Raw genomic sequence first — 21,520 nt, 5'->3', positions numbered from 1 at the left:
AATTCTTACGACGGCTTATCTTCAAATCGAAGCGCTAGCTGATAAAAATCTTTAACCTGCTCTTTAAGCTGTAGACTGTTTTGCTCAACAGAGTGTGTCGCAGCTAAGTTCTGCTCTGCTGTTGAGGCGATAGACTGAATGTGCAGATTGACATCACTGGCCAGTTTTAGCTGATTTTCCGCAGTCTCTGCCACATCAACCATCAAACCACTCATGGTTTGCATCATCTGTTCTACCTCCGATAAACGAAGCGTACTTTGTTCGGCAACATCTGAACACGTATCGGTCTGATCTTTATTTGCAAGGATGTCGTTCTGCCAACTCTGGATTGTCGTTAGCATAGTAGATAGTGACGCTTGGATTTGTTCTGTCGCATTAGAGGTGCGACCTGACAACGCACGAACTTCATCTGCCACCACAGCAAAACCACGACCTTGCTCACCCGCTCGTGCCGCTTCAATGGCCGCATTTAATGCCAGTAAGTTAGTTTGATCAGCGATACCACCAATCTCTTCCATCAGTTGGTTAACTTTCTGAGCCTGATCGCTGAGTTGGTAGGTCGTTTCAGTCGCCTGCTCAGCCTGTAAACTCAACTGGGTCAAATTATTGTGCGTCTGAATAATGGTTTCTTTCGCCATCAAACAAGATTTAAGTGTGTCATCAATAAGGAGGTGCGCATCGTTCGTACTTGACGATACAGAGTTCGCCGACAGCTCTACCTCTTGCATGGCATCACGAACTCGATGGATATCTATATTTTGCTGGTTTAGTGCATCATGTACTTCAGCCATTGTCTGGCTGAGTTCTTCTGCGCAGTCTTGTAACGGCAATGCAGAATCGGTCATACGCCCTAGTACGGTTCGTATTCGAGCTGACAGCATTTTGATATGGAAATCGGCAATAGAGAACGCGCTTTCACCCGAGTAAATGAATCGGCTTACACTGTCATATTGCTGGTGCAATTTCCGGAGTTGATGTGGGGTATCAATCAATTCTTGGCGAAACAGCAGAGCTAACACGCTAGCAGGCAAGAGACTGGCTAGCCAAGCCAAAGGACCGTCAGCAGATAATGCATAAGCAACAGTTGGGGCGGTTAATGCGCCAAGAAGAATCGCATAACGAACGGTTTCGTTGAATTTAAACGACCAAGTACGGCCTGATTTTTCGGCGGTGCGCATACTTTTATAGGCTTTTATGGCAATGTCGATCCACTCACGCTTAGGCTTAACGCGTACAGACTGATAACCCACGACCTGATTATTCTCATATATCGGAGTGACATAAGCATCAACCCAATAGTATCCACCAGATTTAGTACTGTTTTTTACCATGCCTCGCCACGCTTTGCCTTGTTTAAGACGGGCCCACATGTCAGCAAATGCTCCTTTTGGCATGTCGGTGTGACGTACGATATTATGGTTTTTCCCTACTAACTCCTCATAGGTGTATTCTGCAACGTGACAAAACGCATCATTGCAGTAAGTGATAACACCTTGCAAATTCGTAGTTGAGACAAGTTCTTCAAACTCTCCGACCAGAGTCTCTTGACCTTTGTGATTTGAATTGACTGACATAGACAATACTTCTCATATTTATAGTTATAATTTCGTAATAAAAATTGTTGAGCTATTACGAAGTAATTGATTCACAACCCTATATGGGTGCCCTTTTAACGGCAAGTCCTCACTTTTCTTAAGAGTAAACCGATAAAATTTACGCAGGTTCTTGCACTCAAAGGTATATAGTACCGAGAAATAAAAAGAGCCAGAGGTGTCGGCCTCTGACTCTATGGTTGTCTATTGCTAATTGATACTGACGAAAGCGTCTTACTTGTTACGACGTGCTTTCACTGCATCCGAAAGTTGACGCAATACTGTTTCAGTGTCTTCCCAGCCGATACATGCATCCGTGATGGATTGTCCGTACGTTGCCGCTTTACCATCAACAAGATCTTGGCGACCTTCAACCAGATGAGACTCGATCATCACACCAAAAATAGCGTCTTCCCCACCCGCAATCTGCTCAGATACATCGTCGGACACTAGCATCTGACGCTTATATTGCTTAGAGCTGTTTGCATGGCTGAAGTCAATCATCACTTTCTTCGGCAAGCCAGCTGCTTCTAACTCATCTTTGATTTGAGCAACATGCGCCGCACTGTAGTTTGGTTCCTTACCGCCACGCAAAATGATGTGGCAATCTGGATTACCCGCCGTTTCTACGATCGCAGAATGACCGTATTTCGTTACCGACAGGAAGTGGTGAGATGCACTGGCAGAGCGAATCGCATCACTCGCGATCTTAATGTTGCCGTCCGTTCCATTTTTAAAACCAACAGGGCAAGACAAACCTGACGCCAGTTCACGGTGAACCTGCGATTCTGTCGTACGCGCACCAATTGCACCCCAGCTAATTAAGTCAGCAACATACTGAGGTGTGATCATATCAAGAAACTCACTAGCCGTCGGTAAACCCATGTCAGTGAGATCAAGAAGAAGTTTGCGGCCCAGACGCAGACCATCATTCAATTTGTACGTGTCATTTAGGTACGGGTCATTGATGAGGCCTTTCCAGCCAACAGTCGTACGAGGTTTTTCAAAGTAAACTCTCATTACAACTTCAAGCTGTTCGCCTAATTCATCACGCAATACTTTAAGTTTTTTACCGTATTCAACTGCCGCTTTCGGATCGTGAATAGAGCAAGGACCAACGATAACGAGTAATCTATCGTCTTTACCTTCTAAGATGTTGTGAATAGCATTACGACAATCAAAAGTGGTTGAAGCAGCGGTTTCAGTAGTCGGGAACTTCTCTAAAACTGCCACTGGTGGCAACAGTTCTTTTACTCTATTTATTCTTACATCATCTGTTTGAAACATCGCTTCTACTTCCTGGTTGTTATTACTAACCCACCTTTGCACCAAATATAAGCCGTGCAATATTATTCATAAAGCAAGCAGCAACAAGGGCTGTGGTTCATTTCTGTCTATCAATGCAGGTAACTTATCGGCTTAGGCGTAGACTTTCAATCACTTTTTGCAAATAAATGCAAACAAATGGCAATCGTTAAATTTGGCGCACGCTGTAAAAAAAAATTTACGAAAAAAAGTTCAAAATTATCATATATTTTCTTATATATTTAAAAATCTTTACTACAATGTAAGAGATATCATAAGTTTGTGGGGTATTACGTACGGAAAAGTTTCTCTAGTTCTAAGTTTTTGTTGCTTGATGTGAAACGAATAAACTATTAAACTAATTTCTTATAAATACTAGTTTTTTCTAAAATTTTGATAACACGACGTATAAATTATATGCAATCAATACAAGGAAACATTATGAACAAAGTAGCAATTGCAGTAGCAGCAGTGGTGGCTAGTGGTAGCGCTCTTCTAAACTCTGCTCAAGCAGAAATGTATATTGGCGGCAAAGTAGGTATGAGCACTCTAGACGATGCTTGCTACCTAAATAGCCCTTGTGATGATGAAGCATTCGCGGCCGGAATGCACGTTGGCTATGGCTTTAATGAATACTTCGATCTGGAGTATGGTGTTGACTTCCTAGGTAACTATGAAGCTAACTTTAAAGCAGGTGCTGGTGTCGCTGATACTATTGATGGCGACCTTTGGGCGATGACTCTTGCACCTAAGTTTAATTTACCTCTAGGCGATTCTTTCAACTTGTTTGCTAAGATCGGCGGAGCTTACATGATGTCTGGTGACGAAAAAGATTTCGTTCCGACAGGCTCACTTGGTGCTGAATACACGATCGACCGTAACTGGAGCTTGCGTGCTGAGTACCAACGTTATCAAGACATGTCTGATGACGTTTGGGATGATATGGATGCAAACTTCTTCAGTGTTGGTGTTAACTACGCATTCGCTGCTGCGCCAATCGTAGCACCGATTGTTGAACCTGAGCCAGAGCCAGAACCAGTAGCCGTGATGAAAACTCACAAAGAAGAATACGGTTCAGGCACGTTTGAGTTTGACAGTTCAAAACTTACTCCAACAGCTACAGAGCGTCTGGATAACTTCGTTAATCACTTGAACGAGTACCCTCAAGCTAACGTAGAAATCACAGGTTACACTGATAGCTCAGGTCCTGCAGCTTACAACCAAAAACTGTCTGAGCGTCGTGCTCAAGCGGTTGCGGATTACCTAACAGGCTCTGGTATTGATGCAGGTCGTCTGACTGTTTCTGGTATGGGTGAAGAAAACCCTGTAGCAGACAACAGCACTAAAGAAGGCCGTGCACTAAACCGTCGTGTTGAAGTAGTAGTTCCAGAATTCGAATACGAAGTAATGGAAATGGTTCAACCATAAGCTCGGTGATATCAATTTATTGCTAGGCAAAGGGGTGCGTTCGCACCCCTTTTTTAATGACTTTTAGTAACAAAGACAAAATATAAAAACGACCTGACTCTCAACGCATTTACGGCTTAGGGAAGAAGACTAACTCATCACCTTCCACCATGACACAATCCATTCCTGCCGCATGCGCAGCTCGCTTACCTAATTCCGTATCTTCGAAGACAAGACATTCAGTCGCATCTAGACCTAACTGGTCTGCAGCCATTAAAAACGTATCAGGGAATGGCTTATGATTGTCTACATCGCTCGCGGTAACCACCACGTCCAATTTGTCTAATATCCCTGAATGACTGAGTAAGCGCATTGCACTTTCCCGCTGGCTACCGGTTCCCACCGCTATTTTTTTAACCCCCAGATACTCATCTAAAACGATGTTGGTACAAGCGATAATATCACCGTGTAACTCCATTGCGGAGAAAGTGTCCATCTTAAACTTCGCAACCGATTCAGGGTCGAGCGAGAGTCCATGCAGATTATTTAACTCCATAACAATTTTAAAACTCGGCATCCCGCCCAAACTGTGGAGCCAGTCTTGGCAAAATGGAAATTCGAATCGGTCCGCGGTGGCTTGCCAAGCGGCCAGATGGGCTGGCATCGTATCTAATAAGGTGCCGTCCATATCGAATATGAATCCCTCATATGGCCTGAAATCTATCGTGCTCATGTCTTTTCTTCTATTTGTATACCTGTAATGTTAATTTATCAGTTCTTTCAATCGTCCCTATCGGCAATCGCTTACCATGCTCAAAATTGATAACTCCATCACACTTCAGGAATGGGAAATCCAATTATCCCCAATAAGAGCTCAAGGAAATGGCGGGCAGAACGTTAACAAAGTAGCGACTGCGATCCATCTGCGCTTTGACATTCATCATTCAAGTTTGCCAGAGTTCTACAAAGAGCGATTACTTGCTCTCCCGGACAACAGAATCACAAATGACGGCGTGATTATTATCAAAGCACAGCAATTTCGGACGCAGGAGCAAAATAAAGAAGACGCATTGAATCGGCTACAAGAGCTGATTACATCTGCTGTCATACAAAAGAAGAAGCGTATAAAAACGAAACCAACACGCTCTTCACAACGCCGCCGACTTGACAGAAAAAATCTGCAAGGGGCAAAAAAGCAGCAACGCAAAAAGGTACTGTATTAAAAGCAGCTACTCTAAATGCGACGTTTATGGGTGTATGAGTTCGCTTTTGGTCTCATATCGTGAGAACTACGGACCTTTAAGTACAGGCCAGGCAGCAACTTTCTGATATTACATACAAAATAGACGCTTTATTAGCGAGTATTACTAATGAAAAGCGGATAGCAGAGTAACAATATTTATCAGAGTCCACCTCAAAGTTCATTGCACCCAACCAATCATTCAGGAAACGATAATATGACTATCCGGCAAAAACTCTACTTCCTCGGAGCGATCGCCATTTTAGGCATTGTGACCCTATTGGGTACCTCATCTCATTTTGCCAACCAAAGTAATGAACTCAGTCACGCAATCAAACATATGAGTGATTTAGAAATTCGTTTACTCAATTTACGCCGCAATGAAAAAGATTTCTTGCTCCGCAATGACTTCAAATACTTAGATGATTTCAATAGCAACGTGGATCTATTTGTTGAACTCGAAGCAGAGCTCGCAGAGATCCTTGATCGATATGCGCTTCCGTCAAGCAGTCAGTTAAGAAAGGATTTACTCGCTTACCAGAAAGGGTTCCAAACGCTAGTCGTCGCTTATCAACAATATAGCCTGAACCATGAAGGTGGGCTTCTGGCTCGATATGAGCCGCTTTTACTTGATGCCAAAAAAGTCGCCGACCATCAACAGATACTGTCTCTGATTCATTTTGACAATACAGTAAAAGCAGGACAGTTTGATACTCGCTTGCTGAATGGAATCTATGCGCCCGAGCTGATCGAAATCGCCAGGCAGGTAGCAGAACAGAAGCAAGTTATCGGGACAGCCTACAACAAAGGCCTTCTAGGACAAACTCGGACGTTGTCTCATGCGGTCGAAGAGCAATTCTCAGCTTTCTCTGCAACGATTGAGGCTGCTGCCACTCAACGCGAAGAGAAGATGTTAACGATCAAACAAGTCATTACTGCATTGGTTTTGATTGTTATCTTTGCACTCATTTGGCAAATCTCTCGTTCAATCAATGTTCGTGTAAGTAGTTTACTTGTGACGATTAAAAGCATCAGTGAGAGCAACAATATCGCTCTGCGGTCCGACTTGGCCGGGAAAGATGAACTTTTCGATATTAGTCATCACTTGAATGATCTTTTGGAAAAACTCGAACGCTTAATTCAGAACACTCAAAATAAGTCGATGCAGCTAACAGCAAGTACGCAGAATATGCACCGTGAGCTTGAAAGCGTTATGGAGCAATTCCACGTTCAAACCGACCACACAGCATCCATGGCAACAGCTGTTCAACAGATGGTGGCGACGATCGGAGAGATCTCAGAGAGTACCTCTGTTGCTGTAGAAGGCGTTAATCAGGCGGCAAACAATGCGGAGCAAGGCCGTACTGTCGTCGAAAGGACCGTTACAAACATCAGTCAGTTGACGGGTATCTTGTCTAACAGTCAGCAATCCATTGGTTCTCTAAATCAGCATGTCGATAAAATTGGCGGGGCGGTTAATATTATTCAGGACATAGCGGAACAGACAAATTTACTTGCGCTGAATGCTGCTATAGAAGCGGCTAGAGCGGGAGAGCAAGGACGCGGGTTTGCAGTAGTAGCCGATGAAGTGAGAGCACTAGCGAGTCGGACTCACCAATCCACAGAGGAAATTACTCGTGTCGTTTCTGCTATCCAATCGCAAATGTCGACGGTGGTTTACGATATCGATCAATGTAACGATCAAGGCCAACAAACTCTGAACGCTTCAGAACAGTTGGATACAAGCCTGCAGCGAATCATCTCCGATATGCAGGCTATTCAAGGTAACTCGGAGCGTATCGCCTCTGCAATTGAGGAACAAGGCATCGTAATGAATCAGGTTAGCGATTCTATTAATGAGCTCAATGTGATTTCGGAAAACAACATGCAATCAGCTCAGGAGTGCTTGCATGAAGTTGATTCCGTTTCAGCTCAGGCGCACGACATGGATGCTGCAGTCGCAGAGTTTAAAACTCGTATTAAGTAAGAAACACAGCTAACTGGCGCATATAGAAAGCCCGAAGCAATGAATACTTCGGGCTTTTTGTTATCCGTTGAGCCATGTGTAGCTGAAAGTGATATCGCTACTCATCATCCAAAGGAACCAGTTTTGTGTTCCCTCCGTGCACTTTCTCACGTTGTTTTTGTACCATAGCGTAAAAGCCCGGAATCAGGAAGGTACCCGCAAGAAGCACGCATAGCAGACCACCAATCAGGGAAATACCCAAAGAGTTCTGGCTCACGTGACCTGCACCTGCGGCAAAAATCAATGGGAAAATACCCAGGATGAATGACCAGGACGTCATATTCACAGCACGGAAACGCAACGTGCCGCCCTTCACTGCCGCACTGTTAATATCCACCTCTTTCACCTCTCGCTCTTGCTTAGCAAACTCCACAATCAAGATTGCGTTCTTCGCAGCTAAGGCAATGAGCAGCACCAGACCAATTTGCGCATATAAGTTCAGCGGCGTTCCAGTTAGATTCAATGCGAGGAACGAACCTAATGTCGCCACAGGCACCACGAGAATGATTGCCAGAGGAATACTCCAGCTTTCATACTGTGCCACCATAAACAAGTAAATGAAAATCAGTGCAAGTGCGAATGCATAAATTGCCTGATTGCCAGCAAGAACCTCTTGGTAAGCCATGCCCGTCCATTCATAGGTATAACCTTGAGGTAAAACCTCTGCCGCTACACGCTCCATAGCTGCAATCGCATCACCACTTGAATAACCCGGAGCAGGTTGGCCCTGGATGATTGCACTGCGGTACATGTTGTATCGCCATGCTACGTCCGGCTCAAATACCTGTTCGTAACTGACCAATGTACTCAGCGGAACCATTTCGCCACCAGCAGTACGCACATGGAAGCGTTCCAAGTCTTGCATACCACTACGATGTTGGCTGTCCGCTTGCATCGTCACCCGGAAGTTCTTACCAAACATAGTGAAGTCATTCACATACAAAGAACCTAAGTTACCTTGTAGAGTCTGGAAAATCGAAGAAAGTGAAATACCCAGCTGTTGAGCTTTCTCGCGGTCAATATCGACATAGTAATGCGGTACGTTTGCACGGAATGTACTGAAGGTATATGCGATTTCCGACGCTTGGTTTGCCGCCTGGATCATCTCACCCATGACCATCGACAAATCCGTACGGCTTCGTCCCAAGGTATCCTCCAGCACAAATTCAAAGCCTGATGCCGCTCCCATACCCGGAACCGCAGGCGGGCCCATTGCAAACACAACAGCCTGTGGTAGTTTCATCGCAGCTAAACCGTTAATACGATTTGCGATCGCATTCGCTGAATGGTCACCACTAAACGTATTTCGCGTATCCCAGTCATGTAATTTAATAAACAGAGATGCGCCATTCGAAGCTGCTGCACCAGTCATGAACGAATAACCGTTTGCCACTGTTACACCATCAACGCCCGGTTCCTGCTCAATCAATTGCATCAGCTCGCTCGTGACTTCTTCAGTACGAGATAAAGAAGCCGAGTCAGGAAGCTGAACGTTCACCAGCAAGATACCTTTATCTTCTTGAGGTACAAACGCAGTGGAGGTTGTCTTAGCAAAGAAAGTTACCGCAGCAATGGCAACAATGAAGAAAGTCACCAGCAGCAGCGATTTCTTCACCAGGAAGCCTGCAACCTGACCATAACCTTTAGTTACACGCTCTAAACCTCGGTTGAATGCCTGGAACCAGTTTGCTGTGTTGCCACCACCTTGTTTTAATACCAATGAACATAACGCTGGAGAAAGCGTTAACGCGTTTATCGAAGAAATTACTACCGAAATACAGATAGTCAGGGCGAACTGACGGTACATAATTCCGGTAATCCCCGGAAGCATCGCAACCGGAAGGAACACCGCAAGAAGTACCAAGGTTGAGGTAACGATCGGCCCGGTTACCTCTTTCATCGCAAGCAAGGTTGCCTTACGCGGTGAAATGGTCGGATCCTTCGCCATAATCGTATCAACGTTTTCGATAACCAGAATCGCATCATCCACTACGATACCGATTGCGAGGATCAGACCAAACAGAGTTACGGTATTAATCGTAAAGCCCGTCACCTGCATGATCGCGAAAGTACCAATTAATGAGACTGGGATCGCGACTACCGGAATCAAAGTTGCGCGTGCACTCCCCAAGAAAAGGTACGTTACCGCAATAACCAGCAAAATTGCTTCTATTAGCGTCTTTACTACGCCTTTGATCGACTCGGAAACGAACACTGTTGTATCGTAACTGGTCTCATAGACCATACCTTCTGGGAAGTTCACACTTAATTGTGCCAGTAGCTCCATTACCGCTTTGCCACTTTCCAATGCGTTTGCATCAGACTGAAGAGACAACGCAACAATCGACGCATCCCGGCCACGGAACTTACCGTTACCATCGTAGAACTTTTTACCCAGCTCAACACGAGCAACGTCTTTTAAATAAACCGTTGAGCCATTTGGATTCGCACGAAGTACTACATTTTCAAATTCGCTAACACCCTCCAGACGGCCTTTCGTCACAAGGTTAAACTGAACTTCTTGCGGGTTATTGTAAGGTGCAGCCCCTATTCGACCCGCAGCCACCTGAACGTTTTGTTCCGCCAGCGCCGCATACACATCAGTTGTGGTGAGTTTAAGGTTGGCCATTTTTTCAGGATCCAACCAAACACGCATCGCGTATTCACCGCCACCAATAGCGTTAACTTCACTGATACCTTTCGCACGAGCAAGCTGATCTTTTACATTCAGGTTGATGTAGTTAATCAAAAACTGGTCATCATACTTGCCATCTGGTGAGTAGAAGTTCAGAACCATCAATAGGTCCGGAGAGCGCTTTTTAACGGTCACACCAACCATTCGGACTTCTTGTGGTAGCTTCGATTCAATCTGCGACACACGGTTCTGAACGTTCACCTGCGCCATGTCAGGATCCGTTCCAACATCAAAGGTAACGTTCAAGTTGTATGAACCATCGTTAGCACTTTTTGAAGACATATAAATCATATCTTCTACACCGTTAACGGATGTTTCTATCGGATCGGCTATCGCTTGCTCCACAACTTCAGCACTTGCCCCAGTATAATACGCAGATACACTGACGGAAGGCGGGCTGATTTGTGGGTATTCAGCGACTGGCAGGATCGCTAATGAGATAGCGCCTGCCAATGTCAAAATAATGGAAATAACCAGTGCGAACTTAGGTCTTTGTATAAAGAAACGACTTAACATTTTGCCCCCTACTGTTTATCTTCAGTCGGAGTTTGAATGCTCACTTCAACACCATTACGAACACGCTGTAGGCCCTGTGTAATAACAGAATCGTTCAGTTCAAGCCCCTCGCGGATAATAATCCCTTGTTCTACTTGTGACCCCAACTCAACGTTACGGCGCTCTGCAATATTGCCTTCGCTTGTTACCATCACAAAGTCACCTTCCAGATCCGTTTGTACCGCCCGACGAGGCACGACAATCACATCTCTTGAATTCTTATCACGCAAGTTCACTTTGATATGCTGACCAGGCAGAAGCTTATGCTCAGGGTTAGCCACGATAGCTCGCAAGGCGATAGTGCCAGTTTTGGTATCAATACGATTTCCTACGAAATCAAGTTGACCTAATTGCTCGAAAAACTCACCGTTTTCAAGCTCTAGTTGCACTTCTACGCCGCTTGATTCTGCGGAACCATCACCTTTTACTCGGTCCACTCCCATTGCAAGACGCTCACGCTCGCTGACACTAAATGAAGTATGTACAGGGTCTAAGCTCACAAGCGTGGTTAATACGCCAGAAGATGGAGAAACCAGATCACCAGTACTCACTTTGGTATCACTGATACGGCCGCTGAAAGGCGCACGAATTTGTGTGTAAGAGAGGTTAACTTCTGCAAGCTTAAGCTGTGCGTTAGCAGCTTCAAGCTCGGCTCTGGCACCAAGAAGCACTGCAGTCAGAGCGTCAAATTCAGATTGAGAAATACTGCCACGTGGAAGTAGATTTTTTCCACGTTTGTGGTCAAGTTCTGCTTTCTTAAGTGCGGCTTCTGCCTGAGCCAAAGTTGCTTTCACACTTGCTACCTGAGCTTCAAAAGAAGAAGGCTCGATGGTATAAAGCAATTGGCCTTTTTCTACCATTTGCCCTTCATCAAAATGACGCGCTTTCAGGTAGCCTGAGACTTGAGCGGTAATATTGGTATCTTCTACCGCTTCAATTCGGCCGATATACGACTTGCTTGGTTGATAGTCGATAACAATGACATCCTGTGTCACAACGAGAGGAGGCTGGCTTCCACTCTGGGTATTATTCACTTCTCCGCATCCTGCAAGGATAGTTGTAGCCGCTATTAGTGCGACGAGTAGTTTCTTTTGCATGTGTTTACCATTTTTATGGAACAGGATATTGTTGAAAACACACCAACCTTACCGCCTGTAGAGTAAGAATTCTCCTACATAAACCCTGCAAAACGTTTCTAATTGTAATCAAATGAAACCAAGTAAAATTAACGTGATGCAATGGAAAAATTTTTAAGATCGTTATTAATCTGAACACATTTTAAACAGCAAACCATCACTCCAATGTATGTGTGAATATCGCGTCTTATCGCCTTGCCATAACTCTCTTAAAAAGCCCATTTAAACCGGAAAATCGACACTTTCTTGCTCCTTAACCACCAAAATTGAATACTTAACCGTCAATACTCGTTTTTTGACTATTTTTTAAAACAAAATGGGTTATCATTCCGATAATTCAAAGCCTTCGATCGAGAGGATGAGCATGATTTCTAAATGGGCGAAACGTTTTTACCAAATGGCTGAGTTGGTAGCATCTTGGAGTAAAGACCCATCAACACAAGTTGGCGCGGTGATCACTAAGCAAAACCGTATCGTTTCTGTTGGCTTTAACGGCTACCCACATGGTGTTTCTGATAGCGTGGATACCGATGAGCGAGAACTAAAATACTTAAAGACTCTGCACGCAGAGGAAAACGCAATACTGTTTTCTAAGCGCGATCTGGATGGTTGTGATATTTGGGTAACCCATTTCCCGTGCCCGAACTGCGCGGCAAAAATTATCCAAACAGGCATCTCACGTGTGCATTGCCCAGAGCAATCAGAAGATTTTTTGTCTCGCTGGGGTGACAAAATCCAAGTCAGCCAGGATATGTTCGATCAAGCTGGCGTAGAGGTGAATTGGCTGCCGCTGGCAGACATCAATATTGAAGGTAAAGACGTTCGTTAACCTATCTCTGAATTTAAAACAGCCCAGATAAAATCCGGGCTGTTTTTCTATCGCGGTCGCTTGTAAAACTACTGGTATTTCTTCGCAGTAAGCTCCGCAATTTTGGCGATAACCAATACCGATTTCTCCATCATCTCTACCGAAATGAATTCATGGATACCGTGAAAATTAAATCCGCCAGTGAAGATATTCGGGCATGGTAAACCCATAAATGACAAACGTGCACCATCCGTACCGCCTCGAATCGGTTTAATCAGCGGTTCTACGTCGCACTCTTCCATCGCCTGTTTAGCGAGGTCAATAATATGAGGATATGGCTCAACCATCTCACGCATGTTGTAATAACTGTCTGTGATTTTGATTTCCACAAAGCCATGCTTAAGCTCTGAATTCATTTTATCGACCAGCTCGCGCATGTATGCTTTTCGACTTTCCAAACCTTCACGGTCAAAATCACGGATGATATAGCCAAGTTCACTTCGCGCAACACCAAGTTTTCCCGATTTCAGGTGGTAGAAACCTTCGTAACCTTCTGTGGTTTCGGGTGTTTGATCTTCTGGCATCTGAATCTGAAACTTGGCTGCCAAGTTCATCGCATTCACCATTTTCCCTTTTGCTGTTCCCGGGTGAACGCTGACGCCATGGAAAATAACGTCAGCACTTGCCGCGTTAAAGTTCTCATATTCCAGTTCGCCTTCTGGCCCACCATCAATGGTGTATGCCCATAGCGCCCCGAATTTTTCAACATCGAACAGATCCGCGCCTCGGCCAATCTCTTCATCGGGAGTAAAACCAATGCAAATGTCGCCGTGTGGGATATCTGGATTTTCTATTAACATCGCGACGGCTGAAAGTATTTCTGCTATGCCTGCTTTATTGTCTGCGCCGAGCAGGGTTTTGCCATCTGTCGTGATCAGGTTGTGACCATGAAGATGATGTAAGTCCGGATACTGAACTGGTGAGAGCACTTCGTCACCTAGACCAAGTGCGATATCACCACCTTGATAATCTTCAACAAATTGTGGGGTAACATGCTTCCCTGAAGCATCCGGTGCGGTATCCATATGCGCAATAAAACCAATGGGTGGCACATCGTAATGGACATTAGATGGCAACTTGGCCATCAGGTAACCATTGTCGGTTAAAGTCACATTGCTTAAACCCAGATCGAGCATCTCTTGTTTTAACAGCTTGGCAAAAACGAGTTGACCTGGACTACTTGGACATGACGAAACTTTAGGATTTGACTGGGTATCGAACGTGACGTAGCGAAGAAATCTTTCAACTAAATGCTTCATAATTATTCTCATTACTCTAGACGATGGGCTTTTAAACCCCATAAACATGTTACGCCCACAGTAGAATAAGAACTTGCTTTGAATCATTTTCTAATCAAAAACAGCTTAGATTATACATATTGATACTAGGTATAAACTAATACCGAAGCTCTTCCGCTAATATACGCCATTCCTTCACCTCATTGTGAAAGTGGTTCCATTGCTTATTAGTCATTGACTGAGTAAGAGAGAACGCAAGCTTATCAGCCAAGGCGACGTTGTGATCAATATTTTCTGACAATTGTTCGCTGTAAAAGCTGTCTGGCTCAAACAATAACTGCATGAATACTCGCTGATAAATAGCGGTGTTGGATTTATTCTCGAACAAGTATTCAAACTCTTGATATATTGACGCACGATAGTTGCGCCATAGAGGACTATTTAGAATAACTTGATCTGAAAATTGTCTCACATAGGTTTGCTGTTCGTTGTTTAAAGATCCAATCCACTCAGTCACCCATTCTTCTGTATTACCAAAGACAATTTCTCTTACTTCCTTTTCTGTTTTATCTGCATATTTGGCATTACGCTTTTTATAATCCTTTTGGACATTGAGTAAAAACTCTCGCTGCTGAATCTCACTTAATTGCATACTGAGGGCGAACAGATCAGGCGCAACCTTACTGACAATACGATCATAATGATCACGAATTCTATCTCTGCTTTGCTGCAAGTAACGTAGTGTGATATCACTTTTGGTTACGGTTTCCAGTTCTTTTAAGTGATCAATATAAATTGGTAGTTCTTCTTTCTTATGCCACTCAGACAGCAACAATAATCGCTCCTCCAACAAGCTTTCCTGGTCTTTATTAAGGGTGACATAATCATCCAGAAATTCGAGCACGAACCAATCAATATTGTTGTAAAGGAACTTCTTCGTGCAACCAGCCAACACAAAAATGGAAATCAATATAAGGCCATAGCGAATCACTCTATTAGATATATCATGTAATTTAATCACTTATCGGTTTCCCTTTTTTTTCGATTACGCTCTATAATCAAGCTATATCACTTAATATTGCGGCAAACTTACCTTGAAGTGACAAATACTTGTTGCCACCTACTAGAATATAGAGTTTGAAATTGACTTTTTAACCATAATTATCCGTAAAAAAGTGAGTTAGAGCGTAATTTGTTGGCTAATTTTCATACCGAATAGCGCTCCTTAAATCGGCATATAATTTGCTTTGGTAATTCTAGGATAGTTTAGGGAGGCTACGTATGGCTGCCGTTGAGCAACTGGATACAAGTGTAGAATATGAAATTCTCTACTTCGAACAGGGAAGAATGTTCCGCATGATGGTTGATGCTGAGAACAAAGACTCGGCTTATCAATTTTACTTGGGGTGCGGGAAGCACATAAGCGACTTGTATTCTATCCGCCCCGATTATTGAAAATAACGCCTCTGTATATCTGAGGCGTTGTTGCATTACTTACTTGTTGTTGCATTGCTTACTTAATGTCGCCGAAGCGCTCCAGGTAGAGAATAGTCGCTGCGGTTCGAGAGGGAACTTTTAGCTTCTTCAACAAGCTCTTCATATGAACTTTGACTGTCGACTCTGAAATAAAGAGACGGTCGGCGATTTGCTTGTTACGAAACCCTCTCGCCACTTCTTTCAATATTTGACTTTCTCTATCCGTCAAAGTCGCGAATACATCTTCTTGATCTCCGCGTTCTCGAAGATATTTTGCCACTTCGCTGCTATACGTTTTGTCTCCCTGATGTGCCTGCTTCAAGAGTTCAACTAACTCATCAGGTTCCGTATCTTTAAGCAAATAACCATCAGCACCACTGCGTACAATCGCATCAATATCAGCTGGACTGTCAGACACAGTCAGAATCACTATCCGCGCTTCACAACCGTCTGCTCGCAATGCTTTTAACGTATCTAAGCCAGACATGCCTTTCATATTCAGATCCAGAAGTACCAAATCCAATTCCAGCTCGTGCGCCTTAGCAACGGCATCTGCTCCGTTACTCGCTTCTGCAATGACTTCAAACTCTGGTTCAAAACTTAGTAGTTGCTGGATACCACGTCGCATAAGTGGATGATCATCCACCAGCATTACTTTACACACCGTCAATGTTTACTTCCTTACTATGTTGGAATTCAAGTGTTACGGTACAACCCTCGTTGGTTGACGCTTCAATATTCAGATCGGCATGCAGTCTTGCCGCCCGCTCTTGCATGATACTCATACCGTAATGATTAATTTTTTCGTCTTTGTGCTCAAAACCTACTCCGTCATCCCCTATCGTTACTGTGACTTTTCCACCGTCATCAAGGCATTGAATCACAATATTATCGGCTTGAGCATGCTTCATCGCATTTAGTGTTGCTTCTCTGATCAACTGTAGTAAATGAACCTGTTGATGTGCATCTAATTCTGTCGATGAGAGTTTATTATTTAATGTTATTTTGGCAGATGTCTGCTCACTCAACGTGGCCACCATTTCGTGTAATGCCTGACCAAAGCTCCCCTCTTTAATCGTTAAGCGGAATGTGGTGAGCAGTTCTCGCAATTGTGTATAAGCGGCGGATAAACCTGTATCAAGTTCAGCAATCACCTGGTTTGCTTGTGAGATAGCACGTTCATCCGGAAGATTCTTTACACTTCGTTTTAGCAGTGTTACCTGAATCTTCAAGTAAGAAAGCGCCTGAGCAAGAGAATCGTGCAACTCTCGAGCGATGGTCGCCCTCTCTTCCATTAGCAAAATTTGTTCGGCCTGACGCTGAGCACGATTGTAATACACAGCTCGTGAGAGAATTTGGACAAAATTGTCGATCAACGAGTCGTTAGGGCACGGTAACCCTGCTTTCCAATATAAATAGCCTAAATGCTGAGCATCCAGTATCAATGGCTCGGCATGACACTCTTCATCGCAATCATGGCAACACTCTTCCCCTTCTGTGAGTACCCAGTTTGGTTCACCCGATTGTTCTATTTCTAACTTCACCGCCTTAATGCCTTCCAGGCTCGCAATATGTTTTAAAATAGCCTGAAAATTTTCCTGATTGATTCGTGAAGCTGCCAGCTCTTTTGAAGAGTCATAAAGAACCTCGAGGGTTTGATTGGCTTGCTGAAGTTTGCGCGTCTTTTCGTCCACGGCTTGCTCTAACCCTCGATATAGCTTTCCAAGATCCGTTGCCATTCGGCTAAACGTGTGGGTAAGAATACCGATTTCATTGTCGCTTGGCGTGTCTAGCGAAATGTCAAAAGAACGATTTTGGATCTGCTCACTTGCGATGACTAAGGATCTTAGCGGCCTGACGACTTCTCTGCGGACAAAAAGGACAACGAAGATACTGACACATAAAATACCCCCAAGACCTAATCCGCCAATCCACGCTAAGTTAATTAGCTTTTGTTCTGAAAAACTTTGCAGCTTAAATACGAACGTATCAATCTGATCAACAAACCCAGCCACCAACAATTGATACTGGCTCGAATTGTCCCCTTTCAGCACTGACTTAAGCTCATGCCAACGCTCAACTAAGCCGTAATAGTCTTGGGTGATATCTTCAGGCACATTCCAACTTTGCAGCGCTTTCATAGATGGCGAATATATCGAGTACTCGAACGCGTCAATATGCGAAGAATATTCAGCAGACTGAATCTGAATATCATTGGCTAAGCGATAACTTTGCATGCGCATGGAACCTGCAACGTTAACCGCTTCAGCATCATTAAGGCTAGAGGCTAGCGTGAAAATCGCAAAGCCCGTCGTCGCTACCGATAACAATAGAATTATCAGCATCGCAGAGGCAATCGCGCCTGTCACTGACTTTTTCACCTTTTTAAGCAATTGAGCTCCTCACTTTTTCGTTCAGTTTGCACGTGCAGTGAACCCATGACTTTTTTAACATCATCAATATGTGATCAGCCGCGACGGAATTTATTGATCTAAAACAACAATGCCCCCCAATTAACCCCTTAGAGGTATTTATAGGAATATGTCAAAAACTACAATTTCGTTAGCGTTAATGGCAGTTTATTAATAAAAAATATGGGCTAAGCTTAGTTTAATTACCAAATTTTGAGATGAATTTCGAGCAGAGGTAACTACGTGGTCGACCTTTCCAGAAGAAGACTCTTCGCAAGAAAAACACACAGTGAAAATGCCGTGCGTCTGCCTTGGTTAGCTCAGCCAGAACGATTCGCCGATGGTTGTACACGCTGTGGAAAGTGTATTGATGCCTGCGAAACCAAGATTATAACCAAAAGTGACGGCGGATTCCCATCGGTCGATTTTACTATCGATGAATGTACGTTTTGTTATCAATGCGCCGAGGTTTGCCCAGAACCACTATTTTTAGCAGAAACAGAGCAACCTTGGCAGGCAAAAGCACAGATCAATGACCAGTGTTTAGCGAAAAGTAATGTTGAATGCCGGAGCTGCGGGGACATGTGCGACCCAATGGCCATTCAGTTCAAATTAGAACTGGGCAAAGTAGCACAACCAATTTTGAACCTTGATGAATGTAACGGATGTGGTGCGTGTGTTTCGGTGTGCCCAACTTCATCCATCAATGTGAGCAATATAAATATAACTGCCTGAGCCGTATCTAGAAAGGCAACAACTGAGAGAGCTGTATGTCACTAAATGAAGTGCATATTTCAAGTTTAGTAGTACACGTACTGCCTGATCATCTGGATGAGATTAAAGCCCAGATCAAAGCATATGAAAATGCAGAGATCTACGGCGACAGTCCTGAGGGCAAAATCGTTGTGGTGCTTGAAACCGAGAACCAAGGATTCATCACCGATACTATCGATGCGATTAACAATTTACCGAATGTCTTAAGTACAGTCCTGGTTTACCACCAAATTGAGACTGAGCTTGAAGAAGCAAATGAACAAGACACTGGAACACAACATTCCCAAATTGAGGGTGAAGTATGAAAATGACAAGACGTGCGTTTGTGAAAGCAAACGCAGCTGCATCAGCGGCCGCTGTCGCGGGTATTACACTACCAGCTTCTGCAGCAAATCTGATCGCTAGCTCTGATCAAAGCGAAATTACTTGGGACAAAGCGCCTTGTCGTTTTTGTGGTACGGGGTGTTCTGTTCTTGTTGGTACACAAAATGGCAAAGTGGTAGCCACGCAAGGAGACCCGGAAGCACCAGTAAACAAAGGCCTGAACTGCATTAAAGGTTACTTCCTTTCTAAAATTATGTACGGCCAAGACCGTTTGACTCAGCCTTTGCTGCGCATGAAAGATGGCAAATACCACAAAGATGGCGAGTTTACGCCAGTGTCATGGGATGTCGCGTTCGACACGATGGCAGAAAAGTGGAAAGCGTCTTTAGAGAAGAAGGGACCAACAAGCGTCGGTATGTTTGGTTCTGGCCAGTGGACTGTAATGGAAGGTTATGCCGCAGCTAAAATGATGAAAGCGGGTTTCCGTTCGAATAACATTGACCCGAACGCGCGTCACTGTATGGCTTCTGCAGTAGTTGGCTTCATGCGCGCTTTCGGTATTGACGAACCTATGGGCTGTTACGATGACTTCGAGAACGCCGATGCATTCGTGCTTTGGGGTTCAAACATGGCCGAGATGCACCCGGTTCTATGGACACGTATCACCGACCGCCGTCTGAGCCACCCTCATGTGCGAGTAAACGTATTATCTACGTACTACCATCGTTCATTTGAGTTAGCAGACCATGGCTACATTTTTAATCCTCAGTCCGATCTGGCCATTGCAAACTTCATCGCGAATTACATCATCGAAAACGACGCGGTAAACTGGGACTTTGTTAATAAGCACACCAACTTTACTCAAGCCGACACGGATATCGGTTACGGCTTACGTGACGATGACCCACTGCAAAAAGCGGCTAAAAATCCTAACTCAGGCAAACTCACTTCAATCTCTTTTGAAGAGTACAAAAAGTCTGTTGCTCCCTACACCGTTGAGAAAGCGTCTGAAATCTCGGGTGTAGAGAAAGAGAAACTTATCGAACTCGCTAAGCAATACGCCGATCCAAACACCAAAGTCATGTCACTTTGGACCATGGGTATGAACCAACACACGCGTGGCGTATGGATGAATAACCTGGTTTACAACATCCACCTGTTAACCGGTAAAATCGCGACTCCGGGCAACAGCCCATTCTCGCTTACAGGCCAGCCATCGGCATGTGGTACTGCGCGTGAAGTAGGTACGTTTGCTCACCGTCTGCCAGCCGACATGGTAGTAGCAAACCCTAAACACCGAGAAATCGCAGAGAAGATCTGGAAACTGCCTGAAGGCACCATTCCACCGAAACCGGGCTTCCATGCGGTTCTGCAAGACCGAATGCTAAACGACGGTGTATTGAACTGTTACTGGGTGCAGTGTAACAACAACATGCAGGCAGGTCCGAATATCAACACTGAGCGTCTTCCTGGTTACCGCAATCCCGATAACTTCATTATTGTTTCTGATCCATACCCAACCGCAACCGCACAAGCGGCGGACTTGGTGCTACCTACTGCAATGTGGATTGAGAAAGAAGGCGCGTACGGTAACGCTGAACGTCGTACCCAGGTTTGGTATCAACAAGTTGGGACAGTCGGTGAGGCAAAATCTGACCTTTGGCAGGTCATGGAATTCTCAAAACGCTTCAAGATCGAAGAAGTGTGGCCAGAAGAGTTGCTAGCCAAGGCTCCGGAATACCGTGGTAAAACCATGTACGACGTGCTGTTCAAGAACGGCCAGGTCGATAAGTTCCCAGTCGAAGAAGCGCGTGAACTGAACGACGACTCGCATCACTTTGGTTACTACGTTCAGAAAGGTCTGTTCGAAGAGTATGCGACGTTCGGACGCGGTCATGGTCACGACCTAGCACCTTACGATGTTTACCACACAGTACGTGGTCTACGCTGGCCAGTTGTCGATGGTAAAGAAACACAATGGCGCTTTAAAGAAGGCTCGGATCCATATGCAAAAGCGGGGTCGGGTTGGGATTTCTATGGTAACGCAGATGGCAAAGCGAAGATCATCTCTGCCCCATATGAAGCACCACCAGAAATGCCAGATGCAGAGTACGACTTATGGCTCTGTACAGGCCGTGTTCTGGAGCACTGGCATACTGGGACTATGACTCGTCGTGTTCCTGAGCTTTACAAAGCGGTGCCAGATGCAGTGTGTTACATGCATCCAGAGGATGCAAAAGCGCGTAATGTTCGTCGTGGTGAAGAAGTGCTGATCGCCAACAAACGCGGTGAAGTGCGTGCTCGGGTAGAAACTCGCGGTCGTAACCGTCCGCCACAAGGCTTGGTATTCGTACCGTTCTTTGATGCTCGTATTTTGATCAATAAGCTCATCCTTGATGCGACTGACCCACTGTCTAAACAGACAGACTTCAAGAAGTGTCCAGTCAAAATCACCAAGATTGCTTAACCCTTC

Annotated in this window: 17 protein-coding genes; 8 read left to right on the top strand and 9 right to left on the bottom strand. The window is 44.6% G+C overall.

Annotated features, from left to right (window positions below):
• Window positions 1-5 precede the first annotated feature (5 nt).
• Both ACWYU8_RS09735 and aroG read right to left on the bottom strand, forming a co-directional pair.
• Window positions 6-1,574 (bottom strand): methyl-accepting chemotaxis protein, encoded by a 1,569-nt coding sequence (locus ACWYU8_RS09735; RefSeq protein WP_457519297.1) that lies wholly within the window; start codon window positions 1,572-1,574, stop codon window positions 6-8.
• Window positions 1,575-1,826: 252 nt separating this feature from the next.
• The gene (aroG, locus tag ACWYU8_RS09730; protein ID WP_457519295.1) at window positions 1,827-2,879 is read right to left on the bottom strand and encodes a 3-deoxy-7-phosphoheptulonate synthase AroG; all 1,053 of its coding nucleotides are present in this window, start codon (window positions 2,877-2,879) and stop codon (window positions 1,827-1,829) included.
• 459 nt (window positions 2,880-3,338) lie between these two features.
• On the opposite strand from aroG, the gene ACWYU8_RS09725 reads away from it, so the two are divergent.
• Window positions 3,339-4,325 (top strand): OmpA family protein, encoded by a 987-nt coding sequence (locus tag ACWYU8_RS09725; protein WP_457519293.1) that lies wholly within the window; start codon window positions 3,339-3,341, stop codon window positions 4,323-4,325.
• 109 nt (window positions 4,326-4,434) lie between these two features.
• Here the strand turns inward: ACWYU8_RS09725 and ACWYU8_RS09720 are convergent, their stop codons facing one another.
• Window positions 4,435-5,037 carry a beta-phosphoglucomutase family hydrolase gene (locus tag ACWYU8_RS09720; RefSeq protein ID WP_457519291.1) on the bottom strand — a complete coding sequence of 201 codons (603 nt, stop codon included), beginning with the start codon at window positions 5,035-5,037 and terminating at the stop codon, window positions 4,435-4,437.
• Window positions 5,038-5,113: 76 nt separating this feature from the next.
• Between ACWYU8_RS09720 and arfB the strand changes: the two genes are divergently transcribed.
• Both arfB and ACWYU8_RS09710 read left to right on the top strand, forming a co-directional pair.
• Window positions 5,114-5,527: an alternative ribosome rescue aminoacyl-tRNA hydrolase ArfB gene (arfB, locus tag ACWYU8_RS09715; protein WP_457519289.1), complete on the top strand. Its 414-nt coding sequence runs from the start codon at window positions 5,114-5,116 to the stop codon at window positions 5,525-5,527.
• Between the two features lie 234 nt (window positions 5,528-5,761).
• Entirely contained in the window at window positions 5,762-7,531 is a 1,770-nt protein-coding gene (locus tag ACWYU8_RS09710) for a methyl-accepting chemotaxis protein (protein ID WP_457519288.1), read from the top strand.
• 97 nt (window positions 7,532-7,628) lie between these two features.
• Here ACWYU8_RS09710 and vmeZ read toward each other — a convergent pair whose 3' ends face one another.
• Window positions 7,629-10,781, bottom strand: a complete 3,153-nt coding sequence (gene vmeZ, locus ACWYU8_RS09705) for a multidrug efflux RND transporter permease subunit VmeZ (protein WP_457519286.1) — start codon at window positions 10,779-10,781, stop codon at window positions 7,629-7,631.
• An 8-nt stretch (window positions 10,782-10,789) separates the two neighbouring features.
• Window positions 10,790-11,917: a multidrug efflux RND transporter periplasmic adaptor subunit VmeY gene (gene vmeY / locus ACWYU8_RS09700; RefSeq protein ID WP_457519284.1), complete on the bottom strand. Its 1,128-nt coding sequence runs from the start codon at window positions 11,915-11,917 to the stop codon at window positions 10,790-10,792.
• Window positions 11,918-12,320: 403 nt separating this feature from the next.
• Here vmeY and ACWYU8_RS09695 point away from each other — a divergent pair, with 403 nt between their 5' ends.
• Entirely contained in the window at window positions 12,321-12,785 is a 465-nt protein-coding gene (locus ACWYU8_RS09695) for a dCMP deaminase family protein (RefSeq protein ID WP_444493288.1), read from the top strand.
• A gap of 68 nt (window positions 12,786-12,853) precedes the next feature.
• Here ACWYU8_RS09695 and pepT read toward each other — a convergent pair whose 3' ends face one another.
• On the bottom strand, window positions 12,854-14,083 hold the full coding sequence (gene pepT, locus ACWYU8_RS09690; RefSeq protein WP_457519282.1) for a peptidase T: 1,230 nt from the start codon (window positions 14,081-14,083) through the stop codon (window positions 12,854-12,856).
• 136 nt (window positions 14,084-14,219) lie between these two features.
• Window positions 14,220-15,083, bottom strand: coding sequence for a DUF6279 family lipoprotein (locus ACWYU8_RS09685; protein ID WP_457519280.1), 864 nt, complete (start codon window positions 15,081-15,083; stop codon window positions 14,220-14,222).
• Between the two features lie 260 nt (window positions 15,084-15,343).
• Between ACWYU8_RS09685 and ACWYU8_RS09680 the strand changes: the two genes are divergently transcribed.
• Window positions 15,344-15,517, top strand: a complete 174-nt coding sequence (locus tag ACWYU8_RS09680) for an RNA helicase (RefSeq protein WP_457519278.1) — start codon at window positions 15,344-15,346, stop codon at window positions 15,515-15,517.
• A 58-nt stretch (window positions 15,518-15,575) separates the two neighbouring features.
• On the opposite strand, the gene ACWYU8_RS09675 is transcribed toward ACWYU8_RS09680, so the two are convergent.
• Window positions 15,576-16,190, bottom strand: a complete 615-nt coding sequence (locus ACWYU8_RS09675) for a response regulator (RefSeq protein WP_457519569.1) — start codon at window positions 16,188-16,190, stop codon at window positions 15,576-15,578.
• A 4-nt stretch (window positions 16,191-16,194) separates the two neighbouring features.
• Entirely contained in the window at window positions 16,195-17,931 is a 1,737-nt protein-coding gene (gene narQ / locus ACWYU8_RS09670) for a nitrate/nitrite two-component system sensor histidine kinase NarQ (RefSeq protein WP_457519277.1), read from the bottom strand.
• A 261-nt stretch (window positions 17,932-18,192) separates the two neighbouring features.
• Between narQ and napF the strand changes: the two genes are divergently transcribed.
• The 3 genes from napF to napA are packed head-to-tail and all read left to right on the top strand — an operon-like array spanning window position 18,193 to window position 21,514.
• Window positions 18,193-18,684: a ferredoxin-type protein NapF gene (gene napF / locus ACWYU8_RS09665; RefSeq protein WP_457519275.1), complete on the top strand. Its 492-nt coding sequence runs from the start codon at window positions 18,193-18,195 to the stop codon at window positions 18,682-18,684.
• A 35-nt stretch (window positions 18,685-18,719) separates the two neighbouring features.
• Window positions 18,720-19,028: a chaperone NapD gene (locus ACWYU8_RS09660; protein ID WP_457519274.1), complete on the top strand. Its 309-nt coding sequence runs from the start codon at window positions 18,720-18,722 to the stop codon at window positions 19,026-19,028.
• A complete protein-coding gene (gene napA, locus ACWYU8_RS09655; protein ID WP_457519272.1) occupies window positions 19,025-21,514 on the top strand; it encodes a periplasmic nitrate reductase subunit alpha in 2,490 nt (829 codons plus the stop codon). The genes ACWYU8_RS09660 and napA overlap by 4 nt, the downstream gene beginning before the upstream one ends.
• Window positions 21,515-21,520: the final 6 nt, after the last annotated feature.

It is taken from the genome of Vibrio limimangrovi (genome assembly GCF_054064025.1).
Note: the sequence above shows the minus strand (reverse complement) of the source record. Positions and strands in the feature narration are given on the sequence as shown.

Coding starts and splice junctions, on each gene's coding strand:
- ACWYU8_RS09735 (WP_457519297.1), bottom strand. CDS start 1,574: ATGTCAGTCAATTCAAATCACAAAGGTCAAGAGACTCTGGTCGGAGAG.
- aroG (WP_457519295.1), bottom strand. CDS start 2,879: ATGTTTCAAACAGATGATGTAAGAATAAATAGAGTAAAAGAACTGTTG.
- ACWYU8_RS09725 (WP_457519293.1), top strand. CDS start 3,339: ATGAACAAAGTAGCAATTGCAGTAGCAGCAGTGGTGGCTAGTGGTAGC.
- ACWYU8_RS09720 (WP_457519291.1), bottom strand. CDS start 5,037: ATGAGCACGATAGATTTCAGGCCATATGAGGGATTCATATTCGATATG.
- arfB (WP_457519289.1), top strand. CDS start 5,114: ATGCTCAAAATTGATAACTCCATCACACTTCAGGAATGGGAAATCCAA.
- ACWYU8_RS09710 (WP_457519288.1), top strand. CDS start 5,762: ATGACTATCCGGCAAAAACTCTACTTCCTCGGAGCGATCGCCATTTTA.
- vmeZ (WP_457519286.1), bottom strand. CDS start 10,781: ATGTTAAGTCGTTTCTTTATACAAAGACCTAAGTTCGCACTGGTTATT.
- vmeY (WP_457519284.1), bottom strand. CDS start 11,917: ATGCAAAAGAAACTACTCGTCGCACTAATAGCGGCTACAACTATCCTT.
- ACWYU8_RS09695 (WP_444493288.1), top strand. CDS start 12,321: ATGATTTCTAAATGGGCGAAACGTTTTTACCAAATGGCTGAGTTGGTA.
- pepT (WP_457519282.1), bottom strand. CDS start 14,083: ATGAAGCATTTAGTTGAAAGATTTCTTCGCTACGTCACGTTCGATACC.
- ACWYU8_RS09680 (WP_457519278.1), top strand. CDS start 15,344: ATGGCTGCCGTTGAGCAACTGGATACAAGTGTAGAATATGAAATTCTC.
- ACWYU8_RS09675 (WP_457519569.1), bottom strand. CDS start 16,190: ATGCTGGTGGATGATCATCCACTTATGCGACGTGGTATCCAGCAACTA.
- ACWYU8_RS09660 (WP_457519274.1), top strand. CDS start 18,720: ATGTCACTAAATGAAGTGCATATTTCAAGTTTAGTAGTACACGTACTG.
- napA (WP_457519272.1), top strand. CDS start 19,025: ATGAAAATGACAAGACGTGCGTTTGTGAAAGCAAACGCAGCTGCATCA.